Consider the following 20,264-nt stretch of genomic DNA (forward strand, 5'->3'; position numbering starts at 1 on the left):
TTGCCGGTGCGCACCCACGCGGTCTGCATCCCGGCGACCAGGATGGACAGTCCGATGGTGAGCGGCACCATCAGGAAGTGGTAGACGGTGGTGATACCGAACTGCCACCGCGCCAGGTCGAGAACGTCCACGCGTCCAGCCTGCTCCCGCGCGGTCCCCGCCGGGCAGGTGCCGCGGTCCTGTCCGCGCGGGACGTAGGTCCCGTGACCGGCCTCATAGCCGCCGCCGGAGCCCGGCGGCTAAGGTGGAACCGCCTGAGGGGAGTAGTTCCGACGATCGCGCGAGCGATCCGGCGGGGCTGTCGACACACTGACTCGCGAGAGTCCGGCACCCCACCCGCGTCCACGCGGGCGAACGAGACCTCCGGCCGGGTAGGAACACGCCCGGTCGGAGAATCCACCCCTCCGTCCGGGTTCGCACGTCGGACGAGAGGCACACCCTGTGGGAACCGCACTGGTCGCGCTGCTGAGCGCGTTCGCATTGGTCTTCGTGGTCGAGCTGCCGGACAAGACGCTGGTCGCCACGCTCATCCTCACCACCCGCTACCGGGCGCTGCCGGTATTCGTCGGCGTCGTCGCCGCCTTCGCCGTGCAGGTGGTGATCGCCGCCGCGTTCGGCGGGGTCCTGACCCTGCTTCCGGACCGGGTGGTGGCCGGGGTCGTGGCGCTGCTGTTCGGCATCGGCGCCTTCCTGCTGCTGCGGGAGGGCTTCAGCCAGGACGGGCCGGAGGACGGCCCGAAGGAGACCGCCGCGACGACCAGCTTCGCGCGCATCGCGCTGACCTCGTTCGGCGTCCTCTTCGCCGCCGAGTGGGGCGACGCCTCCCAGATCGCCACCGCCGGGCTGACCGCCCGCTACGGGGAGCCGGTGTTCGTGGCCATCGGGGCGTTCCTGGCCCTGGTCACCGTGGCCGGGATCGCGGTCCTGGTGGGGCGCAAGATCGCGGACAAGATCCGGCCGAAGCTCGTGCAGCGGGTCGCCGGGGTGGTCTTCGCCGGGTTCGCCGTCTTCGCGGTCTACCAGGCGGTGACGCTCTGACCCCGGCTCACCGCAGCGCGGAGGCGATCGCCGATGCGGCGCTGACCACCCGGGGGCCCACCGCCTCCGGGTCCAGCGGCGTGAAGGTCACCACCCCCACGCTGGCCCGCAGCCCCGGCACCCCCCGAACCGGGGCGGCCACCCCGTGCGCGGAGGGCTGCAACTCGCCGATGGTCGTCACCCAGCCGGGCCCGTCCGAGCGCAGCCCGATCGCCTTGCCCGCCGCGCCCTTGTGCAGCGCGTGCCGGGTCCCCACCCGGTAGGCCACGTGATACGTCGTCCACGACGGCTCCACCACGGCGACGGCCTGGGCCTCGTCCCCGTCGGCCACGGTCAGGTGCGCCGTGGCCCCCACCGCCTCGGCCAGCTCGCGCAGCGCGGGCAGCGCGGCCACCCGCAGCTGCGGGGCCACCTTCGCCGCCAGCTGGAGCAGTCCGAGGCCCAACCGGACCTTGGACCCCTCGCGCCGGACCAGCCCCCGGGTCTGCAACGGCACCAGCAGCCGGTACACCGCCGCCCGGCTCGCCCCGATCGCCTGCGCGAGGTCGCTGATCGTCGGCGCCTCGGTGTCGGCGTCGGCCACGGCCTGCAGCAGGGCCAGGCCGCGGTCGAGGGTCAGCGAGCTCTCCTTGCCCGCCGGGTTGGCCGGGCGCGGCGCCGACGACCGGATGCCGGGCATGTCAGTCCGCCGCAACGACGGTGCCGACGACCTCGGACAGGCCGATCACCGAGCCGTCGGGGCCCGGCGCGGTCGCGGTGATGCGGACGGTGTCGCCGTCCTCCAGGAAGGCGCGCTTGTCCTCGCCCACCTCGACCGGCTCGCCGCCGTTCCAGGACAGCTCCAGGAACGACCCGCGCTGGTGCCTGTCGGGCCCGGAGACGGTCCCGGAGGCGAAGAGGTCACCCGGGCGCACCGTGGCGCCGTTGACGGTCATGTGGGCCAGCTGCTGGGCGAAGGAGTACGCCATCGTGCTGAACGGCGGGCGGGAGACGACCGCGCCGTTCCACTCGACCTCGATGGCGATGTCCAGACCCCAGTGCTGGTCCTCGACCAGGTAGTGCAGCAGCGGGCCCGGCGCCTCGGTCGGGACGCGGGCGGCGGAGAAGGCCTCCAGCGGGGTGATCCAGGCGCCGATGGAGGTGGCGAAGGACTTGCCGAGGAACGGGCCCAGCGGCACGTACTCCCAGGCCTGGATGTCGCGGGCCGACCAGTCGTTGGCCGTGACCACGCCGAAGACGTGGTCGGGCGCGGCCGAGGTCGAGACCCGGCCCGCCACCGGACCACCGCAGACGAAGCCGATCTCGGCCTCGATGTCGAGCTTCACGCTCGGCCCGAACACCGGGCCGGACTCGCCCGCGCGCTGGCCGTGCGGGCGGCGGATGTCGGTGCCGGAGGCGTACACCGTGCCCGCGCGGCCGTGGTAGCCGACGGGCAGATGCGTCCAGTTGGGCAGCAGCGCCTCGGCGTTCGGGCGGAAGATGCGGCCGACGTTCTCGGCGTGGTGGCGCGAGGAGTAGAAGTCCACGTAGTCGCCGACGGTGAACGGCAGCCGCGCGGTGTCGATCGAGGTCAGGACCGCGCCGTCGGGCGCGGTCGCGGCCGTCACCAGCTCGCGCAGCCGGGCCCGCAGCCGCGACCACACCTGCCTGCCCTCGGCCAGCAGCGGGTCCAGGGTCGCCGCCCTCAGCAGCGGGCGCAGGTCCTCGGTGAACGACTCGGCGATCGGGGCCAGCGGCAGCGCCTTGTCGCCCACGCGCACGGCCACGCCCTCGGCGACCACGCCGTAGGGCAGGGTCTGCGGCCCGAACGGCTTGTCGGCGGCGAACGCGGGGTCATCGATCCAGGTCGGCGCGGTCACAGCAGGCCCAGCCCTTCGAGGTCGTCGATCGGCTCGGCCAGCGAGCAGGAGCCGTAGGAGCCGAAGACCGCGCGCACGGCGTGCGCGGCCTGGTCGCCGAGGCCCGCGGCCTCCTCGGCCAGCTTCGCGCCGTCGGTCTCCGACAGCGCGCCGCGGACGTCGCCGCCGGAGAGCACGCGGCTGACGGCGACCAGCAGGTTGAGGAAGCCGTGGTGGGTGAACCCGGTGGCCTCCTCGGTGTGCCGGACGGCGTTGTGCAGGCCCGCGGTGGCCTTGAACGAGGCCTCGCCCGCGCTGATCACGGCGAGGAAGTCGGCGACCTCGTCCACGCTGGGGAACGCCTCGCGGCTGAGGCCGCCGCAGCGGATCTTGGGCCAGCTGCCGTGCTCGACCACCCGGCGGATGCCCTCCAGCCAGCCCGCGCCGCCGCGGCGCGGCTCCACGACCCGGATGACGTCCTCGGGCACGAACTCGTTGACCCGTTCCAGCCAGACGTCGTCGACGTCGGTGGGGGCGGGCATCTCGACCATGCGCAGCGCGAGCAGCTCGGCTCGCGACTCCACGATCGACAGGGCCTTCGGGACGCCCCCGAGCCCGGTGTCGATCACCAGCGAGAGGCCGACCGGCTTGGTCGGCTTCGCCTTGATCAACTCCGTGATCAGCTCGGGGAGCCGGGAGGCCGGGCAGAGGAACACGCCCATGAGTCCGGCGTGGGCGCCCTCCCGTCCTTCGAGGTGCAGTCGCACCGCGTCGGGCATCGCCGCGCTGCCCGGCGGGAACAGGGCGGCGTCATCGACCAGCCGCGCGAACAGGGGCGGGATGCCACGAGGACCGGGCGCAGGGAGTGGAACGGCACTTGACACGCCTGACACGCTAGTAGCGTATCAGCAAATGAACAAAGATGTCCGCACAGCGGACACTTTCCGGGAGTCTCGGAGGAGCGATGCCCTACTACCGCCAGGTCGGTGAGATCCCGCCGAAGCGGCACACCCAGTTCCGCAAGCCCGACGGCGGGCTCTACGCCGAGGAGCTGATGGGCGTGGAGGGCTTCTCGTCGGACTCGGCCCTGCTCTACCACCGACACCTGCCCACGGCGATCGTGGACGCGCAGGCGGTGGCCGACCCCCGCGCCCCGCTGACGCCCAACCACCCGCTCAAGCCGCGGCACTTCCGCACCCAGGACCTCAAGTTCTCCGGCGACGCCGACGCGGTGTCCGGCAGGCGGACGCTGTTCGGCAACCCCGATGTGGTGATCGCGTTCGTGGTCGCGACCCGGCCCAGCCCGCTCTACCGCAACGCCGTCGGCGACGAGCTGCTGTACGTGCAGGGCGGCTCCGGCGTCGTGGAGACCATCTATGGCGCGCTGAGCGTCGGCGACGGCGACTACGTGGTCATCCCGACCTCCACCACCTACCGCGTGGTGCCCGAGGGCGAGCTGCGGCTGTTCATCCTGGAGGCGACCGGCCACGTCGGCCCGCCGAAGCGGTACCTGTCGAAGAAGGGCCAGTTCCTGGAGCACGCGCCCTACTGCGAGCGCGACCAGCGCGGCCCGAGCGAGCCGCTGGTGGTCGACGGCGAGGACGTCGACGTGCTCGTCCGCCACCGCGCGGGCCTGACCCGCTACACCTACGCCAACCACCCGTTCGACGTCGTCGGCTGGGACGGCTGCCTGTACCCGTGGGTGTTCAACATCGCCGACTTCGAGCCGATCACCGGTCGCGTGCACCAGCCGCCGCCGGTGCACCAGACCTTCGAGGGCCCCAACTTCGTGGTGTGCTCGTTCGTCCCGCGCAAGGTCGACTACCACCCGCTCGCGGTCCCGGTGCCCTACAACCACGCCAACGTCGACTCCGACGAGCTGATGTTCTACGTCGGCGGCGACTACGAGGCGCGCAAGGGCTCGGGCATCGGCATCGGCTCGCTGTCGCTGCACCCCGGCGGGTTCACCCACGGCCCGCAGCCCGGCGCGGCCGAGGCCTCCCTCGGCGCGGACCGCTTCGACGAGACCGCGGTCATGGTCGACACTTTCCGCCCCCTGGACCTCGGCGAGGCCGCGGTCGACACCGAGGACCCGCGCTACGCCTGGTCCTGGGCAAAGCGCGGTCCCGACTGGACCTAGATCCGGAACCGATACTCCCGCTCGGCCCGTTCGGGACGCATACTGTCGCCCGAAACCAGGGGAGGTCGGATGTCCAGCCACGTGCGCGCGCTCGCGGACCCGTGGGGCGTGCTCTTGGCCGTGTGCGCGGTCCTGGTCGGCGTCGTGATCCACCTGCCCGCCGTCGCGATCGTCCTCGTGGGACTGGCGGTGTGGCTGGGCCGCGCGGTGGTCCCGTGGCTGACGCAGCGGCTCGCCGGGCAGCCCGGGCAGCCCGCGCCCCCCGACGTGGAGCCGGGCTCGCCGGAGGCGGGGTGGCTCGACCGCGCCATCGACGCCGAGGCCGACTTCGACGCGCTCGTCGCCGACGGCCCCCTGCTGGACCTGCGGGGCACCCTGGACGAGGCGGTCACCGGGCTCTACGCGGTGGCCGAGCTGGTGACCGCGCAGCGCCGGGCCGGGCGCGACACGACCGACGACCTCGCCGTCCTGGAGTGGGCGACGCTCGGATTGCAGGACGCGGCCTCCCACATCGCGGGACTGTCCACACCGGAGGCCCCGGCGCCGGCCGACGTCGCCGCCCTCGCCGAGCTGTTGGAAGAAATCCGCCAGGCGGTCGCGGCGCCCTCGCAGGTCTGACCCGGGCTGGGTCTGGGCGGCTAAGTCTGGGCGGCTAGGTCTGGGCGGCGAGGAACGGGCAGCCGAGGAGCTTGCGCAGCTCCAGTCCCAGCTCCTCGTTCGTGCGCACCGGCCGGGTGAAGGCCAGCCGCACGTCGTGGTCGGTGTCGACGGACTCCACGCGCAGTCGGATGCCGAAGCGGTCCAGCCCCAGCGGGCGGACGTGGCCGCCGCGCAGCTCGTCGGGCAGGTGGCGGCTCAGCGCGCCGACGACGTCGGTGTGCGAGAGCTCCAGGTGCCGCAGCCAGCCCGCCTCGCTGGCGGCGAACGGGTCGGGGGTGGCGGCGCTGAAGTCGCCGATGCGCACCGGGTGCGTGCCCTCGGCGTCGGCGAGGACGAGCGCGGCCGGGGTCAGGTGCAGCAGCGCGGCGGTGTGGCCGACGTCGAGCAGGCGCGGGTCCGGGCGGTGTTCGGCGACCTCGACGGCCAGCGCGCGGGCCTGCTCGTCGGTGAGGGCGCGCAGCCAGCCGCTGATCCACAGCAGCCCGCGCACCGGCTCGCGCAGCGGGACCGGGGCGGCGTCGGCCAGCTCGACCATGGTCGCCAGCTCGCCGCGCGGGGACTGCCAGGCGGTGGCGACCACCGGGTGGGCGGCGGGCAGCAGGACGCTGACGCCGCCGTCGGCGTGCACGTGGTGCAGGACGGGGGTGACGCGCTCGTCGGCGGCCGACGGGGCGAGCGTGGCGCGACCGCCGAGCGCGGCGATCGTCCTGGCCCGCTCGGCAGGCGAGGGCGCCGGGGGACGCGGGGTGGAAGCGGTCACTGGTCACCTCCCTAGTTAGGACACCCTAACTTGGATGTGTCCGGCGCGGAAGTCGAGCGCCGCCATTGTCCCCCATGTGGTTACGCTGCCCGTCGACCCGCGGACGATCCCGCGGCCCGACCCGGACGGAGCCAGCAATGAGCGAGGTCCCGGCCGCCGAACCGCCCGGCGGCGGCGTCGCGGTGGACGACCCGGCCACCGCGCGCGCCCTGCGCGCGCTGCGCCTGCCGCTGATCGTCCTACCGGTCTCCGCCGCCGTGTTCGCCGTCCCCGCCATCCTGCTCAGCGGGCTGGCCAGCGCCCTGTTCACGATGGCCGCGCTCGCGTTCGTGCTCGGCACCCTGGTCGTCCTGGCCACCACGGCGTTCTGGATCGGGCCCGCCGCCGCGCTGCTGCGCGCCCAGCCGTGGCGCCCGGCGAAGGTGCGGGTCTACCGCACGCTCAAGGGCCTGCCGCGCACGCCGCTGCGGCTGCGCGAGCCCGACGGCGTGACCACCGACCTGCTCGCCCCGGCGCTGTCCTGGACCGCCCAGCAGGTGCTCGCCCGCACCGGCCGCGTCTGGCTGGTCGGCCCGGACGAGCGCGGCTGGGCGGCCATCCGCTCCCCCGGCCTGGCGCTGCCGCTGGGCCAGGCCAAGGTCGCCGACGTGCAGATCGGCGGCGGCTACGAGATCAGCCCGGTGCAGAGCGACCCGCGCGCCGCGGCCACCGCGGCCGAGGACGCCGTGCTGGCCCGCGCCATCGCCGGGCCCCGCCGCCGCTCCAAGACCGACATCCTCGCGCCCGCGCTGCTGCTGGCCTTCGCCGTGTTCGTCCTGGTCGACCTGCTGCGCCGGGGCACGCAGGGCCGCGGCGAACTGCTGCTCGGCCTGCTCGTCGCCACCGCGCTGATCCTGGGCCTGCTGGCCTGGCGGGTCTACCGGCTGCGGCACTGGAGCCGGGTCGGCGCGCTGCTGGGCGCGGGCGCCTGGACCCCCGTGCCGGTCGAGTTGGAGCTGACCGACGCCCGCACCGTCATCGCCCAGGCGACCCTGGCCGACGGCCGCACCGCCGACGTGCGGTTCCACCGGGCAGGCCACGCCCTGCTGGCCAACATCGCCGCCACCGGCCGGATGTGGACCGCGGGCGCGCCCGCCGACGGGCCGGTCGCCGTCGGCCTGCCCGGCTACCCGTTCCTCACCGTGGCCAGGATCGGCTGATGGGCTGGCTGAACCCGCCCCGGCCGCTGGAGCCCGCGCCGCCAGAGGAACGCAGGCTCATCACGATCGAGCTGGTCATCGTCTTCGCGGTGACCCTGGGCCTGTCCGGCCTCAGCAGCCTGCTGACGCTGCTGGACTCGCTGCTGGCCCCGGTCCCGATCAAGGACCAGACCATCGCGATCAACGTCCCGCTCGCCCGTGCCGGGCTGATCGACCTGTTCAAGCAGCTGCTGGGCGTCGTGCGGCTGATCGCCTGGGGCGCGCTCGGCGCGTACCTGCTCTACCGGGCCGGGATGAAGCTGGCCGCCATCGGCCTCGACCGGAGCAGGCCGGGCCGTGACGCCGCGGCGGGCGCGGGGCTGGCCGCCCTCATCGGCATCCCGGGCCTGGCGTTCTACCTCGCCGCGCACGCCGCCGGGTTCAACCTGGCGGTGGCGCCCTCGACGCTGGACGACACCTGGTGGCGGCCGATCGCGCTGTCGCTGCTGGCCTTCGGCAACGCCTGGGCCGAGGAGGTGCTCGTCGTCGGGTACCTGATCACCCGGCTGCGGCAGCTGGGCCTGTCGGAGAACGCCTCGCTGCTGGTGTCCAGCCTCGTACGCGGCTCCTACCACCTCTACCAGGGGTTCGGCGGGTTCATCGGCAACGTGGTCATGGGCCTGGTGTTCGGCCGCGTGTGGCAGCGGAGCAACCGGCTGTGGCCGCTGGTCATCGCGCACACGCTGCTGGACGTGGTCGCCTTCCTCGGCTACGCGCTGCTGCGCGAGGAGGTCAGCTGGCTGCCCTAGTCGGGTCGGTGACCAGCATCGGGTCGCCGAGGTCGTCCAGGGACCACTCGCCGTCGTGCAGCGCGGCCAGCTCGTCGGGAGAGATGCCGACGGCGGTCAGGAACTCGACGCGGCCGTTGGCGGTGTCCATCGGGTCCAGCTCGGGGTCGAAGGCGAACGCGACGGCGGTCAGGCCGCTGCCGTCGGTCAGCGGCTGGCGCAGGTCCACCTTGTGGCCGTCGGCGAGCAGGGCGCGCTGGTCGCGCACGAACCGGGCCAGGTGCTCCAGCAGGGAGAACGGCCAGCCGGGGGCGAGGTCCTGGCCGGGCAGCCTGCGCACGCGCATGGTCAGCTCGAAGCCCCAGCCGCTCCAGCGCGGGTCGGATTCGGCGTCCTTGGCCCACAGCTCGGTCAGGCCGTAGCTGACGTAGTGCCAGAACTCCTCGGTCGGGTACGCGCTGCACCCCTGTAAGCCGCTGCCGAAGTGGACGCCGGGCGGGTAGCCGACGTGGCGCGGCTCGATCCCCGGGTAGAGGTCGGCCAGCGCCGCGTCGATCGCGTCCCACCCGGGCGCTTCATCGCGGTCGGTGAGGTCGGTCATCCCCGCATTCTGACCGATACGTCCCTCCGCGCGGCAGCCCCGTCGCCGACCGCGCGCTCCGGCGCGTTCACTGGCGCGTCGCCGCAGGTCGGGGTACCAATGACGGATGGCAGGACTCGGTGAGTACCGGCGCAAGCGCGCGGTCGGCCGCACGCCCGAGCCGATCCCCGCCGACGACGCCCCGGCAGGCGGCGACGACACCTTCGTCATCCAGGAGCACCACGCCCGCAGCCTGCACTGGGACGTGCGCCTGGAGCGCGGCGGCGTGCTGGTCAGCTGGGCGGTGCCCAAGGGCCTGCCGACCGAGCCCAACGACATCCGCCTCGCCGTGCACACCGAGGACCACCCCATGGAGTACGCCGCCTTCGAGGGGGAGATCCCGCGCGGGGAGTACGGCGGCGGCTCCATGACCATCTGGGACCGCGGCCGCTACGAGACCCTCAAGTGGAGCGAGCGGGAGGTGGCCGTGGTCTTCCACGGCGAGCGCGCCCGGGGGCGGTACACGTTCTTCAAGGGCGGCAAGTCCGACAAGGACTGGATGGTCCGCCGCTCCGAGCCCGCGCCCACGGGCTGGGCCCCGCTGCCGGAGTCGGTCGAGCCGATGCTGGCCACCGCGGGCGCGCTGCCGCCCGCCGCCGAGGACGACCTGTGGGCGTATGAGTTCAAGTGGGACGGGGTGCGCGGCCTGGCCCGCTGCGAGGGCGGGCGGCTGACGCTGCTGTCGCGGCTGGGCAACGACATCACCTCGCACTACCCCGAGCTGCGGCCGATGGCCGAGGAGCTGGGCTCGACCCAGGTGTGGCTCGACGGTGAGATCGTCGTGCTGGAGGACGGCCGTCCGTCCTTCCACGCGCTGCAGAAGCGCATGCACACCAGCGACGAGCGCGCCGCCCGCCGCTGGGCCGCCGAGCTGCCCGCGACCTACATCGTCTTCGACCTGCTGCACCTGGACGGGCACTCGACGCTGTCGCTGCCCTTGCGCGAGCGCCGGGCGCTGCTGGAGAAACTGGAGCTTCGCGGGGCGCGCTGGCTGACCTCGCCGAGCTACCCGGGTGAGGGCGCGGCGGTGGTGGCGGCGGCGAGCGAGCGCGGCCTGGAGGGCGTGGTGGCCAAGCGGCTGACCTCGCGCTACCTGCCGGGCAGGCGCTCGCCGGACTGGATCAAGATCGCGAACATCCGGGCGCTGGAGGTCGTCGTCGGCGGCTGGCGCCCCGGCGACGGCAAGCGCTCGGACGTGTTCGGCTCGCTGATGCTGGGCCTGCCCAGCGCCGACGGGCTGCGCTACGTCGGCCTGGTCGGCACCGGGTTCAGCGAGGAGGTGCTGCGCATGCTCATGGGCGAGCTGAAGGGCATCGCGCGCCGGACATCGCCGTTCTGCAACGAGGTCCCGCGCGACAAGGCCAAGGGCGCGCGCTGGGTGGAGCCGACGCTGGTCGGCGAGGTGGTCTTCCGCAACTGGACCGGCGACGACAAGCTGCGCGCCGCCGCCTGGCGCGGACTGCGCGCCGACAAGCGTCCCGAGGACGTCGAGAGGTGGGACCCCGATGGCCGGTGAGGTGCTCGTCGACGTCGACGGCCAGCGGATGCGGCTGTCCAACTTGGACAAGGTCCTCTACCCGGAGGCGGGCTTCACCAAGGGCGAGGTGATCAACTACTACAGCCGGGTCGCGCCCGTGCTGCTGCCGCACCTGGCCGACCGGCCGGTCACCTTCCGCCGCTTCCCCGACGGGGTGGCGAAGGCGGGCTTCTTCGACAAGAACGCCTCCCGGCACGCCCCGGACTGGATCAGGACGGTCACCATCGCGACGCCGGGCAGCAGCACCGGGGCCGAGACGCTGGACTTCGCCGTGCTCGGCGACCTGCCCTCGGTGGTGTGGGCGGCGAACATGGCGGGCCTGGAGCTGCACGTGCCGCAGTGGACGGTCGGGCCGCGCGGCGGCAAGCGGCTGCCCGACCGGCTGGTCTTCGACCTCGACCCCGGCGAGCCCGCCACCGTCGTGGAGTGCTGCGCGGTGGCGCTGCGGCTGCGCGAGGTGCTGGTGGCCGCGGGCATGGACCCGGTCGCCAAGACCAGCGGCAACAAGGGGATGCAGGTCTGCGCCGCGGTCCGGACCGCGGCGGAGTCCACGCCCTCGGAGTTCGCCAAGGCGCTGGCCGAGGAGTTCGAGCGCCAGACGCCGGGGCTGGTGCTGTCGCGGATGGCGAGGAACCTGCGGCCGGGCAAGGTGTTCATCGACTGGAGCCAGAACAACCCGCAGAAGACCACGGTCGCGCCGTACTCCCTGCGCGCCCGCGCCCAGCCCACCGTCTCGACCCCGCTGACCTGGGACGAGGTCGCCGCGTGCGGCTCGCCCTCGGACGTGCGCTTCACCGCCGACGAGGTCCTCGACCGGGTGGCCGAGCACGGCGACCTGTTCGCGCCGCTGCTGGGCGATGGCCCGAAGCTGCCCTCCTAGAGGTCCAGCGGGGCCGAGCCGAAGGCGACGTTGAAGCGATCGCACCAGACGACGACGCTGCGCAGGCCGGCCAGGTCGGCGTCGGCGGGGATGGCGTAGTTCTGGTTGCCGTCGGTGGCCTTCATCGCGCCCAGGCGCACGTAGCGGCCGTCGTCGTACTTGCCCCACTCGCCGCCCGCGGTCGCGTCGGAGAGCCAGATGTGCAGGTCGGGGCCATCGGAGGTGGAGAAGCCCTCCAGGCGCAGGATGCGGGTGCCGCCGCTGCTCAGGACGCGGGCGGTGCCGCGGGTCTCGTGCTCCTGGGTGACGAACTCGCCTTCGGCGAGGACGGTCGGGCCCGCGGGGGTCGAGGTCGTGGTCGTCGTGACGGTCGTGGTGGCGGCCGTGGTGGCGGTCGTGGTGGCGGTCTCGGTCGGTGACGGGCTGGTCGGGGGTGGCGTGGTGGTCTGCGCGACGGCGAACTCGCTCGGCAGGGCTTCATTGACCTCGCTGCGCGTCCACAGCTTCCAGGGCTGGAACGCCCACAATCCGACGGTGACGACGGCCACGACGAACGCCAACGCCGCCCAGGTCACCTTCTTGCGCAACAAACTACGCACTGATCTCGCCTTTCAGTTAACAGATCGATTGCTTGCTTCACGGAATCCGGCTTCTTTCTCCGGTGCGGCCGCTCGGCGGCGGCAGATCCCGTATCGAGTGGTTACGCTGCGGACGTGACCGACCTCCCCGTGCCCGACGCCGAGCAGACCGCCCCCGCGCCGCGGGTCGACAGCGAGGTGGGGCCGCTGCGCACGGTGCTGCTGCACCGCCCCGGCAACGAGCTGAAGCGGCTCACCCCGCGCAACAACGACCAGCTGCTGTTCGACAGCATCCCGTGGGTCGACCGCGCCCAGGACGAGCACGACGCCTTCGCCGACGTGCTCACCGGCCGCGGCGTGGAGGTGATGCTGCTCTCCGACGCGCTGGTGGCCGCCCTCGCCGACGAGCGCGCCCACGCCGCCGCCGCGGCCACCGCCGTCGACCGCCGCCGCATCGGCAACGAGCTGGCCGACGCGCTCGCCGGGTACCTCGCCACCGTCGACGCCAAGGGCCTGGCCGACGTGCTGATGGGGGGCATGACCTTCGAGGAGCTGCCCGCCGCCGAAGGCGCGTCGCTGGTGCGCAAGATGCACCACCCGCACGACTTCGTCGTCGACCCGCTGCCGAACCTGCTGTTCACCCGGGACTCCTCGGTGTGGATCGGCGACCGGGTGGCGATCGCCTCGCTGGCCCTGCCCGCGCGCGCCCGCGAGACCGCGCTGCTCGACCTGGTGTACGCCTACCACCCCCGGTTCCGTTCAGCCGGCCGCGCCTACGGCGCCAGCTCCGCGCCCGTGGAGGGCGGCGACGTGCTGCTGCTGGCCCCTGGCGTGCTGGCGATCGGCGTCGGCGAGCGCACCACCCCCGCGGGCGCGGAGTCGCTGGCCCGCTCCGCCTTCGCCGACGGCCTCGCCCACACCGTGCTGGCCGTCCCGATCGCCCAGGACAGGGCCACCATGCACCTGGACACGGTGTGCACGATGGTCGACCGCGACGCGGTGGTCATGTACCCGGCGGTGCGCGACACGCTCACCGCGTACTCGCTGCGCATGGGCCCCGACGGCGGCGTCGCCGTCGACGGCCCGGCCCCGTTCCTCGAGGCCGCCGCCGCCGCGATGGGCATCGACCGCCTGCGCGTCATCGACACCGGCCTGGACCCAGTCACCGCCGAGCGCGAGCAGTGGGACGACGGCAACAACACCCTCGCCGTGGCCCCCGGCGTGGTGGTCGCCTACGAGCGCAACGTGGAGACCAACTCCCGCCTGGAGGACGCAGGCGTCGAGGTGCTGCGCATCAGCGGCTCCGAACTGGGCACCGGCCGCGGCGGCCCCCGCTGCATGTCCTGCCCCATCAGCCGCGACCCGCTCTAACCGAGCAACCACAACACCCCCAGGAACACGGCGGCACCGAACACGGCGAGCAGGGCGGCGACGAGCAAGGCCGCTGCCCTGCCCGTCGCCGATCGGGTGAGCACGGGCGCCTCCTGCGACTGTCTGGTGATCATGCCCCTACTTCGTCGCCCGCGGGCCCGATCTGGTTCCCCCATTTCGGTGATCACTTCTGAGATTAGGAATGCCTTACCTGATCGGCCCTTTTTATAGGCTTACCTAATGTGTCACAGATTAGGCTCACCTGGTTAGCGCCGGAAACCTCTCGCACGTATTCTCGGTGCCATGACCTCCAAGTTCCACCGCCTGCTGCAAGCGCAGATTCGCAACGAGTTCACCGCCTCCCAGCAGTACGTGGCACTGGCGGTGTGGTTCGACGGCCAGGACCTCCCCCGCCTGGCCCGGCACTTCTACCGCCAGTCGCTGGAAGAGCGCAACCACGCCATGATGATCGTCCAGTACCTCATCGACTCCGACGTCGCCGTCACCATTCCCGGCGTTGACGAGGTCCGCAATGAATTCACCGAACCGGCCGATCTGGTGGCCTTGGCGCTCCAGCAGGAACGCGGCGTGACCGACGACATCATCGCGCTGGCGAAGGTCGCGCGGGATGAGGACGATTACGCGGGCGAGCAGTTCATGCAGTGGTTCCTCAAGGAGCAGGTCGAAGAAGTCGCGCAGATGACGACGCTGCTGAACGTGGTCCGGCGGGCCGCGGGCAACCTGTTCCACGTGGAGGACTACCTGGCGCGGGAGCAGGTCGGCGACGGCGGCGAGGACCCGCTGGCACCGCGCGCGGCGGGCGGGACGCTCTGATCGGCTGATCGGAGGAACGTGCGGGCGGGGTGGCCGGGCAGGCCGCCCCGCTTTCCGCTCTCCGCACCGCGAACGAGGCGACGTCCCCGGCACCGGCACACCCAGGGCTGCGCACCAGAGGCCCGGTCAGCGGTGGGCCAGTGACTCCGGGAGCGTGAAAGTGCCGTCCGAGTTCGGCGGGAAGGGGTGCGCGGCGACGACGGCCGCGGCCGGGATCGGGCCGTAGACGTGGGGGAACCACGGGCCGTCCGGGATGGGCGGGGAGCCTGGCTCCCAGCGGAGCGCCACGTCGAGCTTGGCGGGGTCGATCTCCAGCAGGAGGAGGTCGGCGCGGCCGCGGAACAGGCGGTTGGCCGGGAGGTGGGCGGTGCCCGGGTCCGAGCAGTGGATGAAGCCCTCGGTCGCCAGGCTGGCCGGGCGCAGTTCGGCGACCGGCCAGTCCGACTCCGGGAGGATGTGCAGGATCACCGGATGGTGATCTGCCTGCCGAGGAGGCCGTCGCGGGCGCGGCGCTCGGTGCCGGTCAGCGGCTCCGACGCGAGGGAAGCCAGGGAGTCGGCGAGGCGGGCGCCCAGTTCCTCGGCGGCGGTGGTCCACTCGCGGGCGTGGCGCTCGCGGTCGAGGTCCCAGACCGGGACCAGGAGGCCGTGGGCGCGGAAGGAGCCCGCGTAGCGGGAGCCGTCGCCGAGGGTCAGTTCGCCGCGGGCGTGCAGGCGGGCCAGGGCGGCGAGCAGCTCCTCCTCCGGCTCGGGGCGGACCCAGCGCAGGTGGGCCTTCTCGCCGGCGTCCACCCAGTAGGCGGCCGGGCCGATGCGCTCGGTGGGCATGATCGCCTGGTTGGCGCGCTCCAGGGACAGGGCGACGTCGCCGCTGGGCTCGCTGCCCTCGGGCAGCCACCAGGTGAAGTCGGGGCGGACCTCGACCACCAGCTCCGCGGCGGTGTCGACCAGGTCCTGCAGGCGCTCGGCGTCGGGGCCGGGGTCGGACTCGGGGCCGACGACCGGCAGGACGTCGCCTTCCTTGGCGTCGATGAGCCACGAGAGGGCCCGCGCGAGGTCGCGGCTGATGTCGTTGGAGCGGGTCTGGACCTGCAGGCCGAGGAACTTCACGCCGTCGGCGCGGACCAGGGCGGCGGCGGCCATGGGCAGCACGGTCGCCAGGGTGACCTCGCCGTCCTTGAGCTTCAGCGGGGCCGTGCCGGAGGGCACGAACTCGCGCATGGCGATCAGCTCGCACTCGTTGGCCAGGCCGTCGAAGGGGCGCGCGACGGGGACGTCGACGACGCCGCCCGCGGAGCCGTGGCAGGCCTTGTACCGCTTGCCGGAGCCGCAGGGGCAGGGCTGGCGGGGGTTGACGCCCGAGGGGTCCTGCTCCTTGGCCTTGCGCGCGTTCTTCACCGCGGATCGCTTGGACACCTGCAACTCCTCATCGAGACCGGACCTGCCGAGACGCTACCGGGCGAGCGTGGCGCGGGTGGCGGCCGGGGCGTTGGTGGCCAGCCAGCGCACGCCGATGCCGGCGCACAGCTCGACGTCGGCCGGGTCGTCCACGGTCCAGGTGTAGGTGGCGTGGCCGTGGTCGGCGGCGCGGGCGACGTACTCGGGGTCGCGGCGCAGCATGGCGACCGACGGGCCGGTGTGGTCGGCCCACGGGGGCAGCGTTCCGTCGCGCAGGGTCGGCCACAGCTGGGTGAGCAGCAGGACGGTGGGCAGCCGAGGGGCCAGCGCCCTGACCCGGCGCACGGCCAGCGTGGAGAACGACATCACCACCACCGGCGATTCCTCCTTAGTGGAGGGTCGGGCCAGCCCCCGCGTGGCGAGCAGCTCGACCAGCCTCGCCTCCACCTGGCCGCCGTAGCGCACGGGGTGCTTGGTCTCCACGAACAGCGGCACGCCGTGGTCGGCGGCCAGGCCGAGCAGCGCGTCCAGGGTGAGCACGCCGATCTCGCCGCCGTAGTCCAGCAGCGACAGCTCGGCCAGCGACAGGGTGCTGACCACGCCCTTGGCGTTGGTGGTGCGGTCGACCCTGCGGTCGTGCACGCACACCAGGTGCCCGTCGCGGGTCAGGCGGACGTCGCACTCCAGGGCGTCGGCGCCCTGGGCGATGGCGAGGTCGTAGGCGGCGAGGGTGTGCTCGGCCGCGTGCGCGGATGCGCCGCGGTGGGCGACGACGGCGGGCTGCACGCGCGGATGGTGTCATGGGCCCATGAGCTTCGACCCGGCCGACCCCGCCGTCCTCGCCGACCCGTACCCGGTTTTCGCCGCGCTGCGCGCCGAGGCCGACGTGCACGTGAGCGAGCCGCTGGGACAGGCGGTCGCGGTCTCGCACGCGGCCTGCTCGGCGGTGCTGCGCCACCGCGGCCTGGGTCGGCTGTGGACGGACGCGCGCCCGGTCGAGGCGTTCGCCGCGTTCAACCTGCTGCACCGCAACTCGCTGCTGGAGAACGAGCCGCCGACGCACACCCGGCTGCGCAGGCTGATCTCGGCGGCGTTCGGCCGCGGCCACACCGAGCGCCTGCGCCCGTGGGTGGACTCGCTGGCCGAGACGATGGTCGAGGACCTGGCCGCCGCGATCGCCGAGGACGGCTCGGCCGACCTGCTGGCCCATCTGGCCGCTCCGCTGCCGATCCAGGTCATCGGCGAGCTGCTGGGCGTGCCCGGGTCCGACCGCGGCCTGCTGCAGCCGTGGTCGAACGCGATCGTGAAGATGTACGAGTACGGCCTGCCCGCCGAGCAGGCCGCCGAGGCCGAGCGGGCCGCGGGCGAGTTCGTCGCCTACCTGCGCGAGCTGGCCGCCCACCGCCGCGGCACCCCGGGCGAGGACCTGGTCAGCGACCTGGTCGCCGTGCGGGACGACGGCGACCGCCTCTCCGACGACGAACTGGTCGCCACCGCCGTCCTGCTGCTCATGGCCGGGCACGAGGCCACCGTCAACGTCATCGGCAACGGTGTGCACGCCCTGCTCGCCCACCGCGCCGAGTGGAATCGCCTGACCCCCGAGCTGCTGCCCACCGCCGTCGAGGAGCTGATCCGCTTCGACGCCCCGCTCCAGCTCTTCGAGCGCACCGCCACCGAACCGGTGCAGATCGCGGGCCACCGGATCGAACCGGGCGAGAAGATCGCCGCCCTGCTGGGCGCTGCCGCCCGCGACCCGCTCGTCTTCCCCGACCCCGACCGCCTGGACATCGGCCGATCGCCGAACGCGCACCTGGGCTTCGGGGCGGGCATCCACTACTGCGTCGGCGCCCCGCTGGCGCGGGTGGAGATCGCGGCGGCGCTGCGGGCGCTGCGCTCGCGGCTGCCGGAGCTGGCCGCGGCGGAGGCTCCGGTGCGCAGGCCGCAGTTCGTGATCCGGGGGTGGGCGGCGCTGCCGGTGACGGTCTAGAGCGCGCGCAGGAACGCGGCGAAGGCGGCCGGGCGGAGGCGGATGCGGGCGTCGGCGGGACCGCCGAACTCGACCTTGGAGTCCCGCAGCTCCACCGAGCGCACCCCGCGCGCCACCTCGACGCAGTTCGCCTGGGGATCGCTGAAAGACGACTTGCGGAAAGCGGTGCGGCCCTCGGTCATCGACACTCCTTGATCATCTCATGGAGGAAGCTGCGGGTCTCGTCAAAGGTTAGCGACGCGGTGCTCAACCTGGTCCATGCGTTGTCGTACGCGGTGAGGGCGTCCACGTCATCCAGGTAGCGGATCTCGCCACGCCCCTCGGTGTAGGCAAGTTCCAGTGGACCTGCGACACCGACGGCCGGGATGCGCAGCAGCGTGAACCGATTGCCGATCGGCGTCCGCCTACCGACAGGGCGGTTGAAGGGAAGCACCTGGATCATCACGTTCTCCCGCTGGGACAATGCGATCATGTACTCCAGCTGGGTGATCATGGTCAGCTCATCACACCAGACCCGGCGCAAGCACGATTCGGACAACACGAAATGGACGTTCGGCGGACTCTCCTTGCCGAAGATGTCCTGACGAGCGACGCGGGCTTCCACCTCGTCATCCAGAGTCAAGCCCTCGGTCTCCGGCATGCCCGCGTAGAACGCGCGAACATAATCGGGGCATTGCAAGAGACCCGGGACCACCTCGACCTCGAACTCCCGGATGCGGTCAGCGTGCATCTCGATGTCGACGCGCAAGCGCAACTCGTGGATGTAGGCACGCCGGTAGCCGGTGTTCCAGAAGCCGCGCTTGTGGTTGTCCTTCTGCAACGCGAACAGCGCCGCGTGGTAGTCGGCGTCGGAGAATCCCAACTGGTTGGCCAGTCGCTCCAAGTCGCCGACCGACACCAGCCCCTGCCCGCTCAGCAGTTGTCCCACCCGCGACCTACTGGTGCCGAGGATGTCCGCGAGGTCGGCAGGTGACTTGCCCGCAGACTTCATCATGTGCTCGATCTCTCGGCCGAGCATCAGCTTCCTGACCGTCCGCACGGTGGCCATTCGACGCGCGCCCCTCCCTGCTCGCTACTGCTCAAGCGTAGTGGCACACCACCCGATCGGATCGCGAGTCGAAGGTTGCATTCCAACTTTGAGAGTTCCAGACTAGAGCGACAAGGAGGTGCCCATGAGCATCAAGATCGAGTCATACGTCCAGGTCGACTCCCACAGCCCGATGTCCTCGGAGCTGAACCGGGTCGACGGCGACATCGAGGTTGTCATCGGTTCATCAAGGGGTTACACCAGCTCCGTGCGTTTGCTGATCGATGACGTCGACACCTGCAAGCGCCTGGGCGCGCTGCTGATCGACGCGGGCGACCGGTTGGAGACCGCGCTCAGCGACGCGACGTGCTCGGACGGGTCCGACGAGAGGGCTCCGGCGCTCCGGTGACGCGCACCAGGCGCAGGCGGGGCACCGAGGCGGGGTCGATCGGGGCGAGCAGGCCGGTGAGGCGGGAGACGAGGACGGCGGTGACGGCGGCCGTCGCGGCGGCGGCGAGGTCGCTGGCTGCGGTGAGCAGGACGCCGTCGGCCTGGGCCTGCACGCCCGAGCGGAAGCGCCAGGCGACGGCGGCGGCGAACAGCAGGCCCGCGGCGGTCAGCGTGATCCACCAGCCGCGGACCAGGGGGCCGGGGCGGGGGCGGGTGTCGGCGGGGCGGGCCAGGGCCGCGTGTTCCAGCTCGGCGACGACCGAGCCCGCGACCGCCAGGTTGACGCCGGGGACGAGCAGCAGCGGCAGCACCCGCCAGTCGTCGCGGGCGGGGCGGTAGCCCGCCTGCTCGGCGGCGGCGCGGCGGGCGGCCAGCAGCCACCACACGGTCACCACCACCGCGAGTCCGCCCGCGATCAGCGCCAAGGTCGCGCCGGTCACCACCAAGGCGTCGGAGAGCACGACGGTGTCGCGCTCCAGCGCGTTGGACCTGGCACGCACCAGCAGCGTGTAGCGGAAGACCTCGGCGCCCGCGGCGGCGGTGGCCAGGGCGGTCATCGTCCACAGGGTGGCGACGGCCACCGCGGCCCTGGTGCGCACCCGCACGGGGGGCGGGGTGAGGTCGTCGACGCCGGGGATCGAGGTCGGGCGGCGCCAGGCCAGCGCGGGAAAGCCCCAGCGGGGCGGGACGCGGTAGGCGGGCGGGCCGAGGTAGGGCTCGCGGCGGGGGGCGGGCGGCGGCGCGGCCGGGCCGCCGGGGGGCGGGGTCGCCACCCAGCGCAGCCGCGGGACCGGCCGCCCCACTAGATGACCTCGGGGTCCCCCGAGGCGCAAGCCATCGGCTTGCCCTCGGCCGCCCACGACGTCATCCCGCCGCCGACGTTGACCGCGTCCCAGCCGTTGGCGTTGAGGTACTGCGTCACCCGCGCCGAGCGCCCGCCCATGCGGCAGATGACGTGCAGCGGCGCGTCGGGCAGCTCGGCGAGCCTGCCGGCGACCTCGCCCATCGGGATGTGCAGCGCGCCGGGGGCGTGGCCCGCGTCCCACTCGTCCTGCTCGCGGACGTCCAGCAGCGTGGCGTCGGCGGGGATGTCGGACACGGTCACCTCGGGCACGTTCGTCACGCCGTCGATGCTGCCACGCCCCCCTGTAGCGCGCGGGT

The 20,264-nt window shown here is 73.0% G+C and carries 26 protein-coding genes; 11 read left to right on the top strand and 15 right to left on the bottom strand.

Features of this window, described 5'->3' with window-relative positions; genetic code table 11:
- Window positions 1–131 (bottom strand): cytochrome ubiquinol oxidase subunit I (locus ACFPM7_RS00005; protein ID WP_378243772.1); only part of this gene is annotated, 131 nt, incomplete at its 3' end.
- 322 nt (window positions 132–453) lie between these two features.
- Between ACFPM7_RS00005 and ACFPM7_RS00010 the strand changes: the two genes are divergently transcribed.
- A complete protein-coding gene (locus ACFPM7_RS00010) occupies window positions 454–1,038 on the top strand; it encodes a TMEM165/GDT1 family protein (RefSeq protein WP_378243774.1) in 585 nt (194 codons plus the stop codon).
- A 7-nt stretch (window positions 1,039–1,045) separates the two neighbouring features.
- Here the strand turns inward: ACFPM7_RS00010 and ACFPM7_RS00015 are convergent, their stop codons facing one another.
- The 3 genes from ACFPM7_RS00015 to ACFPM7_RS00025 are packed head-to-tail and all read right to left on the bottom strand — an operon-like array spanning window position 1,046 to window position 3,760.
- Entirely contained in the window at window positions 1,046–1,717 is a 672-nt protein-coding gene (locus tag ACFPM7_RS00015) for a helix-turn-helix domain-containing protein (protein ID WP_378242345.1), read from the bottom strand.
- 1 nt (window position 1,718) lies between these two features.
- The gene (locus tag ACFPM7_RS00020; protein ID WP_378242347.1) at window positions 1,719–2,897 is read right to left on the bottom strand and encodes a fumarylacetoacetate hydrolase family protein; all 1,179 of its coding nucleotides are present in this window, start codon (window positions 2,895–2,897) and stop codon (window positions 1,719–1,721) included.
- The gene (locus tag ACFPM7_RS00025; RefSeq protein ID WP_378242349.1) at window positions 2,894–3,760 is read right to left on the bottom strand and encodes a hypothetical protein; all 867 of its coding nucleotides are present in this window, start codon (window positions 3,758–3,760) and stop codon (window positions 2,894–2,896) included. Before ACFPM7_RS00025 ends, ACFPM7_RS00020 begins: the two co-directional genes overlap by 4 nt.
- An 80-nt stretch (window positions 3,761–3,840) precedes the next feature.
- Here ACFPM7_RS00025 and ACFPM7_RS00030 point away from each other — a divergent pair, with 80 nt between their 5' ends.
- The gene (locus ACFPM7_RS00030) at window positions 3,841–5,016 is read left to right on the top strand and encodes a homogentisate 1,2-dioxygenase (protein ID WP_378242351.1); all 1,176 of its coding nucleotides are present in this window, start codon (window positions 3,841–3,843) and stop codon (window positions 5,014–5,016) included.
- A gap of 69 nt (window positions 5,017–5,085) precedes the next feature.
- Entirely contained in the window at window positions 5,086–5,634 is a 549-nt protein-coding gene (locus tag ACFPM7_RS00035) for a hypothetical protein (RefSeq protein WP_378242353.1), read from the top strand.
- A 34-nt stretch (window positions 5,635–5,668) separates the two neighbouring features.
- Here the strand turns inward: ACFPM7_RS00035 and ACFPM7_RS00040 are convergent, their stop codons facing one another.
- Complete coding sequence (locus ACFPM7_RS00040) at window positions 5,669–6,436, bottom strand: DUF2470 domain-containing protein (RefSeq protein WP_378242355.1); 768 nt, start codon at window positions 6,434–6,436, stop codon at window positions 5,669–5,671.
- 137 nt (window positions 6,437–6,573) lie between these two features.
- Here ACFPM7_RS00040 and ACFPM7_RS00045 point away from each other — a divergent pair, with 137 nt between their 5' ends.
- Together ACFPM7_RS00045 and ACFPM7_RS00050 are read left to right on the top strand one after the other, a co-directional pair.
- Entirely contained in the window at window positions 6,574–7,635 is a 1,062-nt protein-coding gene (locus ACFPM7_RS00045) for a hypothetical protein (RefSeq protein ID WP_378242357.1), read from the top strand.
- Window positions 7,635–8,423, top strand: a complete 789-nt coding sequence (locus ACFPM7_RS00050; RefSeq protein WP_378242359.1) for a CPBP family intramembrane glutamic endopeptidase — start codon at window positions 7,635–7,637, stop codon at window positions 8,421–8,423. The genes ACFPM7_RS00045 and ACFPM7_RS00050 overlap by 1 nt, the downstream gene beginning before the upstream one ends.
- Here the strand turns inward: ACFPM7_RS00050 and ACFPM7_RS00055 are convergent.
- On the bottom strand, window positions 8,407–9,003 hold the full coding sequence (locus ACFPM7_RS00055) for a suppressor of fused domain protein (protein ID WP_378242362.1): 597 nt from the start codon (window positions 9,001–9,003) through the stop codon (window positions 8,407–8,409). The two genes, ACFPM7_RS00050 and ACFPM7_RS00055, sit on opposite strands and share 17 nt — an antisense overlap.
- 106 nt (window positions 9,004–9,109) lie before the next feature.
- Here ACFPM7_RS00055 and ligD (ACFPM7_RS00060) point away from each other — a divergent pair, with 106 nt between their 5' ends.
- Both ligD (ACFPM7_RS00060) and ligD (ACFPM7_RS00065) read left to right on the top strand, forming a co-directional pair.
- Entirely contained in the window at window positions 9,110–10,558 is a 1,449-nt protein-coding gene (gene ligD / locus ACFPM7_RS00060) for a non-homologous end-joining DNA ligase (RefSeq protein WP_378242364.1), read from the top strand.
- Complete coding sequence (gene ligD, locus ACFPM7_RS00065) at window positions 10,548–11,459, top strand: non-homologous end-joining DNA ligase (protein ID WP_378242366.1); 912 nt, start codon at window positions 10,548–10,550, stop codon at window positions 11,457–11,459. Before ligD (ACFPM7_RS00060) ends, ligD (ACFPM7_RS00065) begins: the two co-directional genes overlap by 11 nt.
- Here ligD (ACFPM7_RS00065) and ACFPM7_RS00070 read toward each other — a convergent pair.
- Entirely contained in the window at window positions 11,456–12,058 is a 603-nt protein-coding gene (locus ACFPM7_RS00070; protein ID WP_378242368.1) for a DM13 domain-containing protein, read from the bottom strand. The two genes, ligD (ACFPM7_RS00065) and ACFPM7_RS00070, sit on opposite strands and share 4 nt — an antisense overlap.
- A 114-nt stretch (window positions 12,059–12,172) precedes the next feature.
- Here ACFPM7_RS00070 and ACFPM7_RS00075 point away from each other — a divergent pair, with 114 nt between their 5' ends.
- On the top strand, window positions 12,173–13,408 hold the full coding sequence (locus ACFPM7_RS00075; RefSeq protein ID WP_378242370.1) for an arginine deiminase: 1,236 nt from the start codon (window positions 12,173–12,175) through the stop codon (window positions 13,406–13,408).
- Here the strand turns inward: ACFPM7_RS00075 and ACFPM7_RS00080 are convergent.
- Entirely contained in the window at window positions 13,405–13,542 is a 138-nt protein-coding gene (locus ACFPM7_RS00080; protein WP_378242372.1) for a hypothetical protein, read from the bottom strand. The two genes, ACFPM7_RS00075 and ACFPM7_RS00080, sit on opposite strands and share 4 nt — an antisense overlap.
- Before the next feature lie 169 nt (window positions 13,543–13,711).
- On the opposite strand from ACFPM7_RS00080, the gene ACFPM7_RS00085 reads away from it, so the two are divergent.
- On the top strand, window positions 13,712–14,242 hold the full coding sequence (locus ACFPM7_RS00085; protein WP_378242374.1) for a ferritin: 531 nt from the start codon (window positions 13,712–13,714) through the stop codon (window positions 14,240–14,242).
- Between the two features lie 126 nt (window positions 14,243–14,368).
- Here ACFPM7_RS00085 and ACFPM7_RS00090 read toward each other — a convergent pair whose 3' ends face one another.
- Genes ACFPM7_RS00090 through ACFPM7_RS00100 form a run of 3 tightly spaced genes read right to left on the bottom strand, consistent with a single transcriptional unit; the run spans window position 14,369 to window position 16,425 of the window.
- Entirely contained in the window at window positions 14,369–14,710 is a 342-nt protein-coding gene (locus ACFPM7_RS00090) for a DUF952 domain-containing protein (protein WP_378242376.1), read from the bottom strand.
- Complete coding sequence (locus ACFPM7_RS00095; protein WP_378242378.1) at window positions 14,707–15,657, bottom strand: DUF5926 family protein; 951 nt, start codon at window positions 15,655–15,657, stop codon at window positions 14,707–14,709. The genes ACFPM7_RS00090 and ACFPM7_RS00095 overlap by 4 nt, the downstream gene beginning before the upstream one ends.
- 36 nt (window positions 15,658–15,693) lie before the next feature.
- Entirely contained in the window at window positions 15,694–16,425 is a 732-nt protein-coding gene (locus ACFPM7_RS00100) for a glycerophosphodiester phosphodiesterase (protein WP_378242380.1), read from the bottom strand.
- 22 nt (window positions 16,426–16,447) lie between these two features.
- Here ACFPM7_RS00100 and ACFPM7_RS00105 point away from each other — a divergent pair, with 22 nt between their 5' ends.
- Window positions 16,448–17,626: a cytochrome P450 gene (locus ACFPM7_RS00105; RefSeq protein ID WP_378242382.1), complete on the top strand. Its 1,179-nt coding sequence runs from the start codon at window positions 16,448–16,450 to the stop codon at window positions 17,624–17,626.
- On the opposite strand, the gene ACFPM7_RS00110 is transcribed toward ACFPM7_RS00105, so the two are convergent.
- Window positions 17,623–17,808, bottom strand: coding sequence for a DUF397 domain-containing protein (locus ACFPM7_RS00110; protein ID WP_378242384.1), 186 nt, complete (start codon window positions 17,806–17,808; stop codon window positions 17,623–17,625). The genes ACFPM7_RS00105 and ACFPM7_RS00110 overlap by 4 nt on opposite strands.
- Window positions 17,805–18,674: a helix-turn-helix domain-containing protein gene (locus ACFPM7_RS00115; protein WP_378242387.1), complete on the bottom strand. Its 870-nt coding sequence runs from the start codon at window positions 18,672–18,674 to the stop codon at window positions 17,805–17,807. The genes ACFPM7_RS00110 and ACFPM7_RS00115 overlap by 4 nt, the downstream gene beginning before the upstream one ends.
- 124 nt (window positions 18,675–18,798) lie before the next feature.
- Between ACFPM7_RS00115 and ACFPM7_RS00120 the strand changes: the two genes are divergently transcribed.
- The gene (locus ACFPM7_RS00120) at window positions 18,799–19,062 is read left to right on the top strand and encodes a hypothetical protein (RefSeq protein ID WP_378242389.1); all 264 of its coding nucleotides are present in this window, start codon (window positions 18,799–18,801) and stop codon (window positions 19,060–19,062) included.
- Here the strand turns inward: ACFPM7_RS00120 and ACFPM7_RS00125 are convergent.
- On the bottom strand, window positions 19,007–19,906 hold the full coding sequence (locus ACFPM7_RS00125; protein ID WP_378242391.1) for a DUF4328 domain-containing protein: 900 nt from the start codon (window positions 19,904–19,906) through the stop codon (window positions 19,007–19,009). The two genes, ACFPM7_RS00120 and ACFPM7_RS00125, sit on opposite strands and share 56 nt — an antisense overlap.
- Window positions 19,906–20,235, bottom strand: a complete 330-nt coding sequence (locus ACFPM7_RS00130) for a rhodanese-like domain-containing protein (protein ID WP_378243776.1) — start codon at window positions 20,233–20,235, stop codon at window positions 19,906–19,908. The genes ACFPM7_RS00125 and ACFPM7_RS00130 overlap by 1 nt, the downstream gene beginning before the upstream one ends.
- Between the last annotated feature and the right edge of the window lie 29 nt (window positions 20,236–20,264).

It is taken from the genome of Actinokineospora guangxiensis, from assembly GCF_042657845.1.
GTDB lineage: Bacteria > Actinomycetota > Actinomycetes > Mycobacteriales > Pseudonocardiaceae > Actinokineospora > Actinokineospora guangxiensis.

What these genes read in the sequence shown, in the direction of transcription:
- ACFPM7_RS00015 (WP_378242345.1), bottom strand. Translation starts at nt 1,717, where the DNA reads ATGCCCGGCATCCGGTCGTCGGCGCCGCGCCCGGCCAACCCGGCGGGC.
- ACFPM7_RS00030 (WP_378242351.1), top strand. Translation starts at nt 3,841, where the DNA reads ATGCCCTACTACCGCCAGGTCGGTGAGATCCCGCCGAAGCGGCACACC.
- ACFPM7_RS00035 (WP_378242353.1), top strand. Translation starts at nt 5,086, where the DNA reads ATGTCCAGCCACGTGCGCGCGCTCGCGGACCCGTGGGGCGTGCTCTTG.
- ACFPM7_RS00045 (WP_378242357.1), top strand. Translation starts at nt 6,574, where the DNA reads ATGAGCGAGGTCCCGGCCGCCGAACCGCCCGGCGGCGGCGTCGCGGTG.
- ACFPM7_RS00050 (WP_378242359.1), top strand. Translation starts at nt 7,635, where the DNA reads ATGGGCTGGCTGAACCCGCCCCGGCCGCTGGAGCCCGCGCCGCCAGAG.
- ACFPM7_RS00055 (WP_378242362.1), bottom strand. Translation starts at nt 9,003, where the DNA reads ATGACCGACCTCACCGACCGCGATGAAGCGCCCGGGTGGGACGCGATC.
- ligD (WP_378242364.1), top strand. Translation starts at nt 9,110, where the DNA reads ATGGCAGGACTCGGTGAGTACCGGCGCAAGCGCGCGGTCGGCCGCACG.
- ligD (WP_378242366.1), top strand. Translation starts at nt 10,548, where the DNA reads ATGGCCGGTGAGGTGCTCGTCGACGTCGACGGCCAGCGGATGCGGCTG.
- ACFPM7_RS00080 (WP_378242372.1), bottom strand. Translation starts at nt 13,542, where the DNA reads ATGATCACCAGACAGTCGCAGGAGGCGCCCGTGCTCACCCGATCGGCG.
- ACFPM7_RS00085 (WP_378242374.1), top strand. Translation starts at nt 13,712, where the DNA reads ATGACCTCCAAGTTCCACCGCCTGCTGCAAGCGCAGATTCGCAACGAG.
- ACFPM7_RS00105 (WP_378242382.1), top strand. Translation starts at nt 16,448, where the DNA reads ATGAGCTTCGACCCGGCCGACCCCGCCGTCCTCGCCGACCCGTACCCG.
- ACFPM7_RS00110 (WP_378242384.1), bottom strand. Translation starts at nt 17,808, where the DNA reads ATGACCGAGGGCCGCACCGCTTTCCGCAAGTCGTCTTTCAGCGATCCC.
- ACFPM7_RS00115 (WP_378242387.1), bottom strand. Translation starts at nt 18,674, where the DNA reads ATGGCCACCGTGCGGACGGTCAGGAAGCTGATGCTCGGCCGAGAGATC.
- ACFPM7_RS00120 (WP_378242389.1), top strand. Translation starts at nt 18,799, where the DNA reads ATGAGCATCAAGATCGAGTCATACGTCCAGGTCGACTCCCACAGCCCG.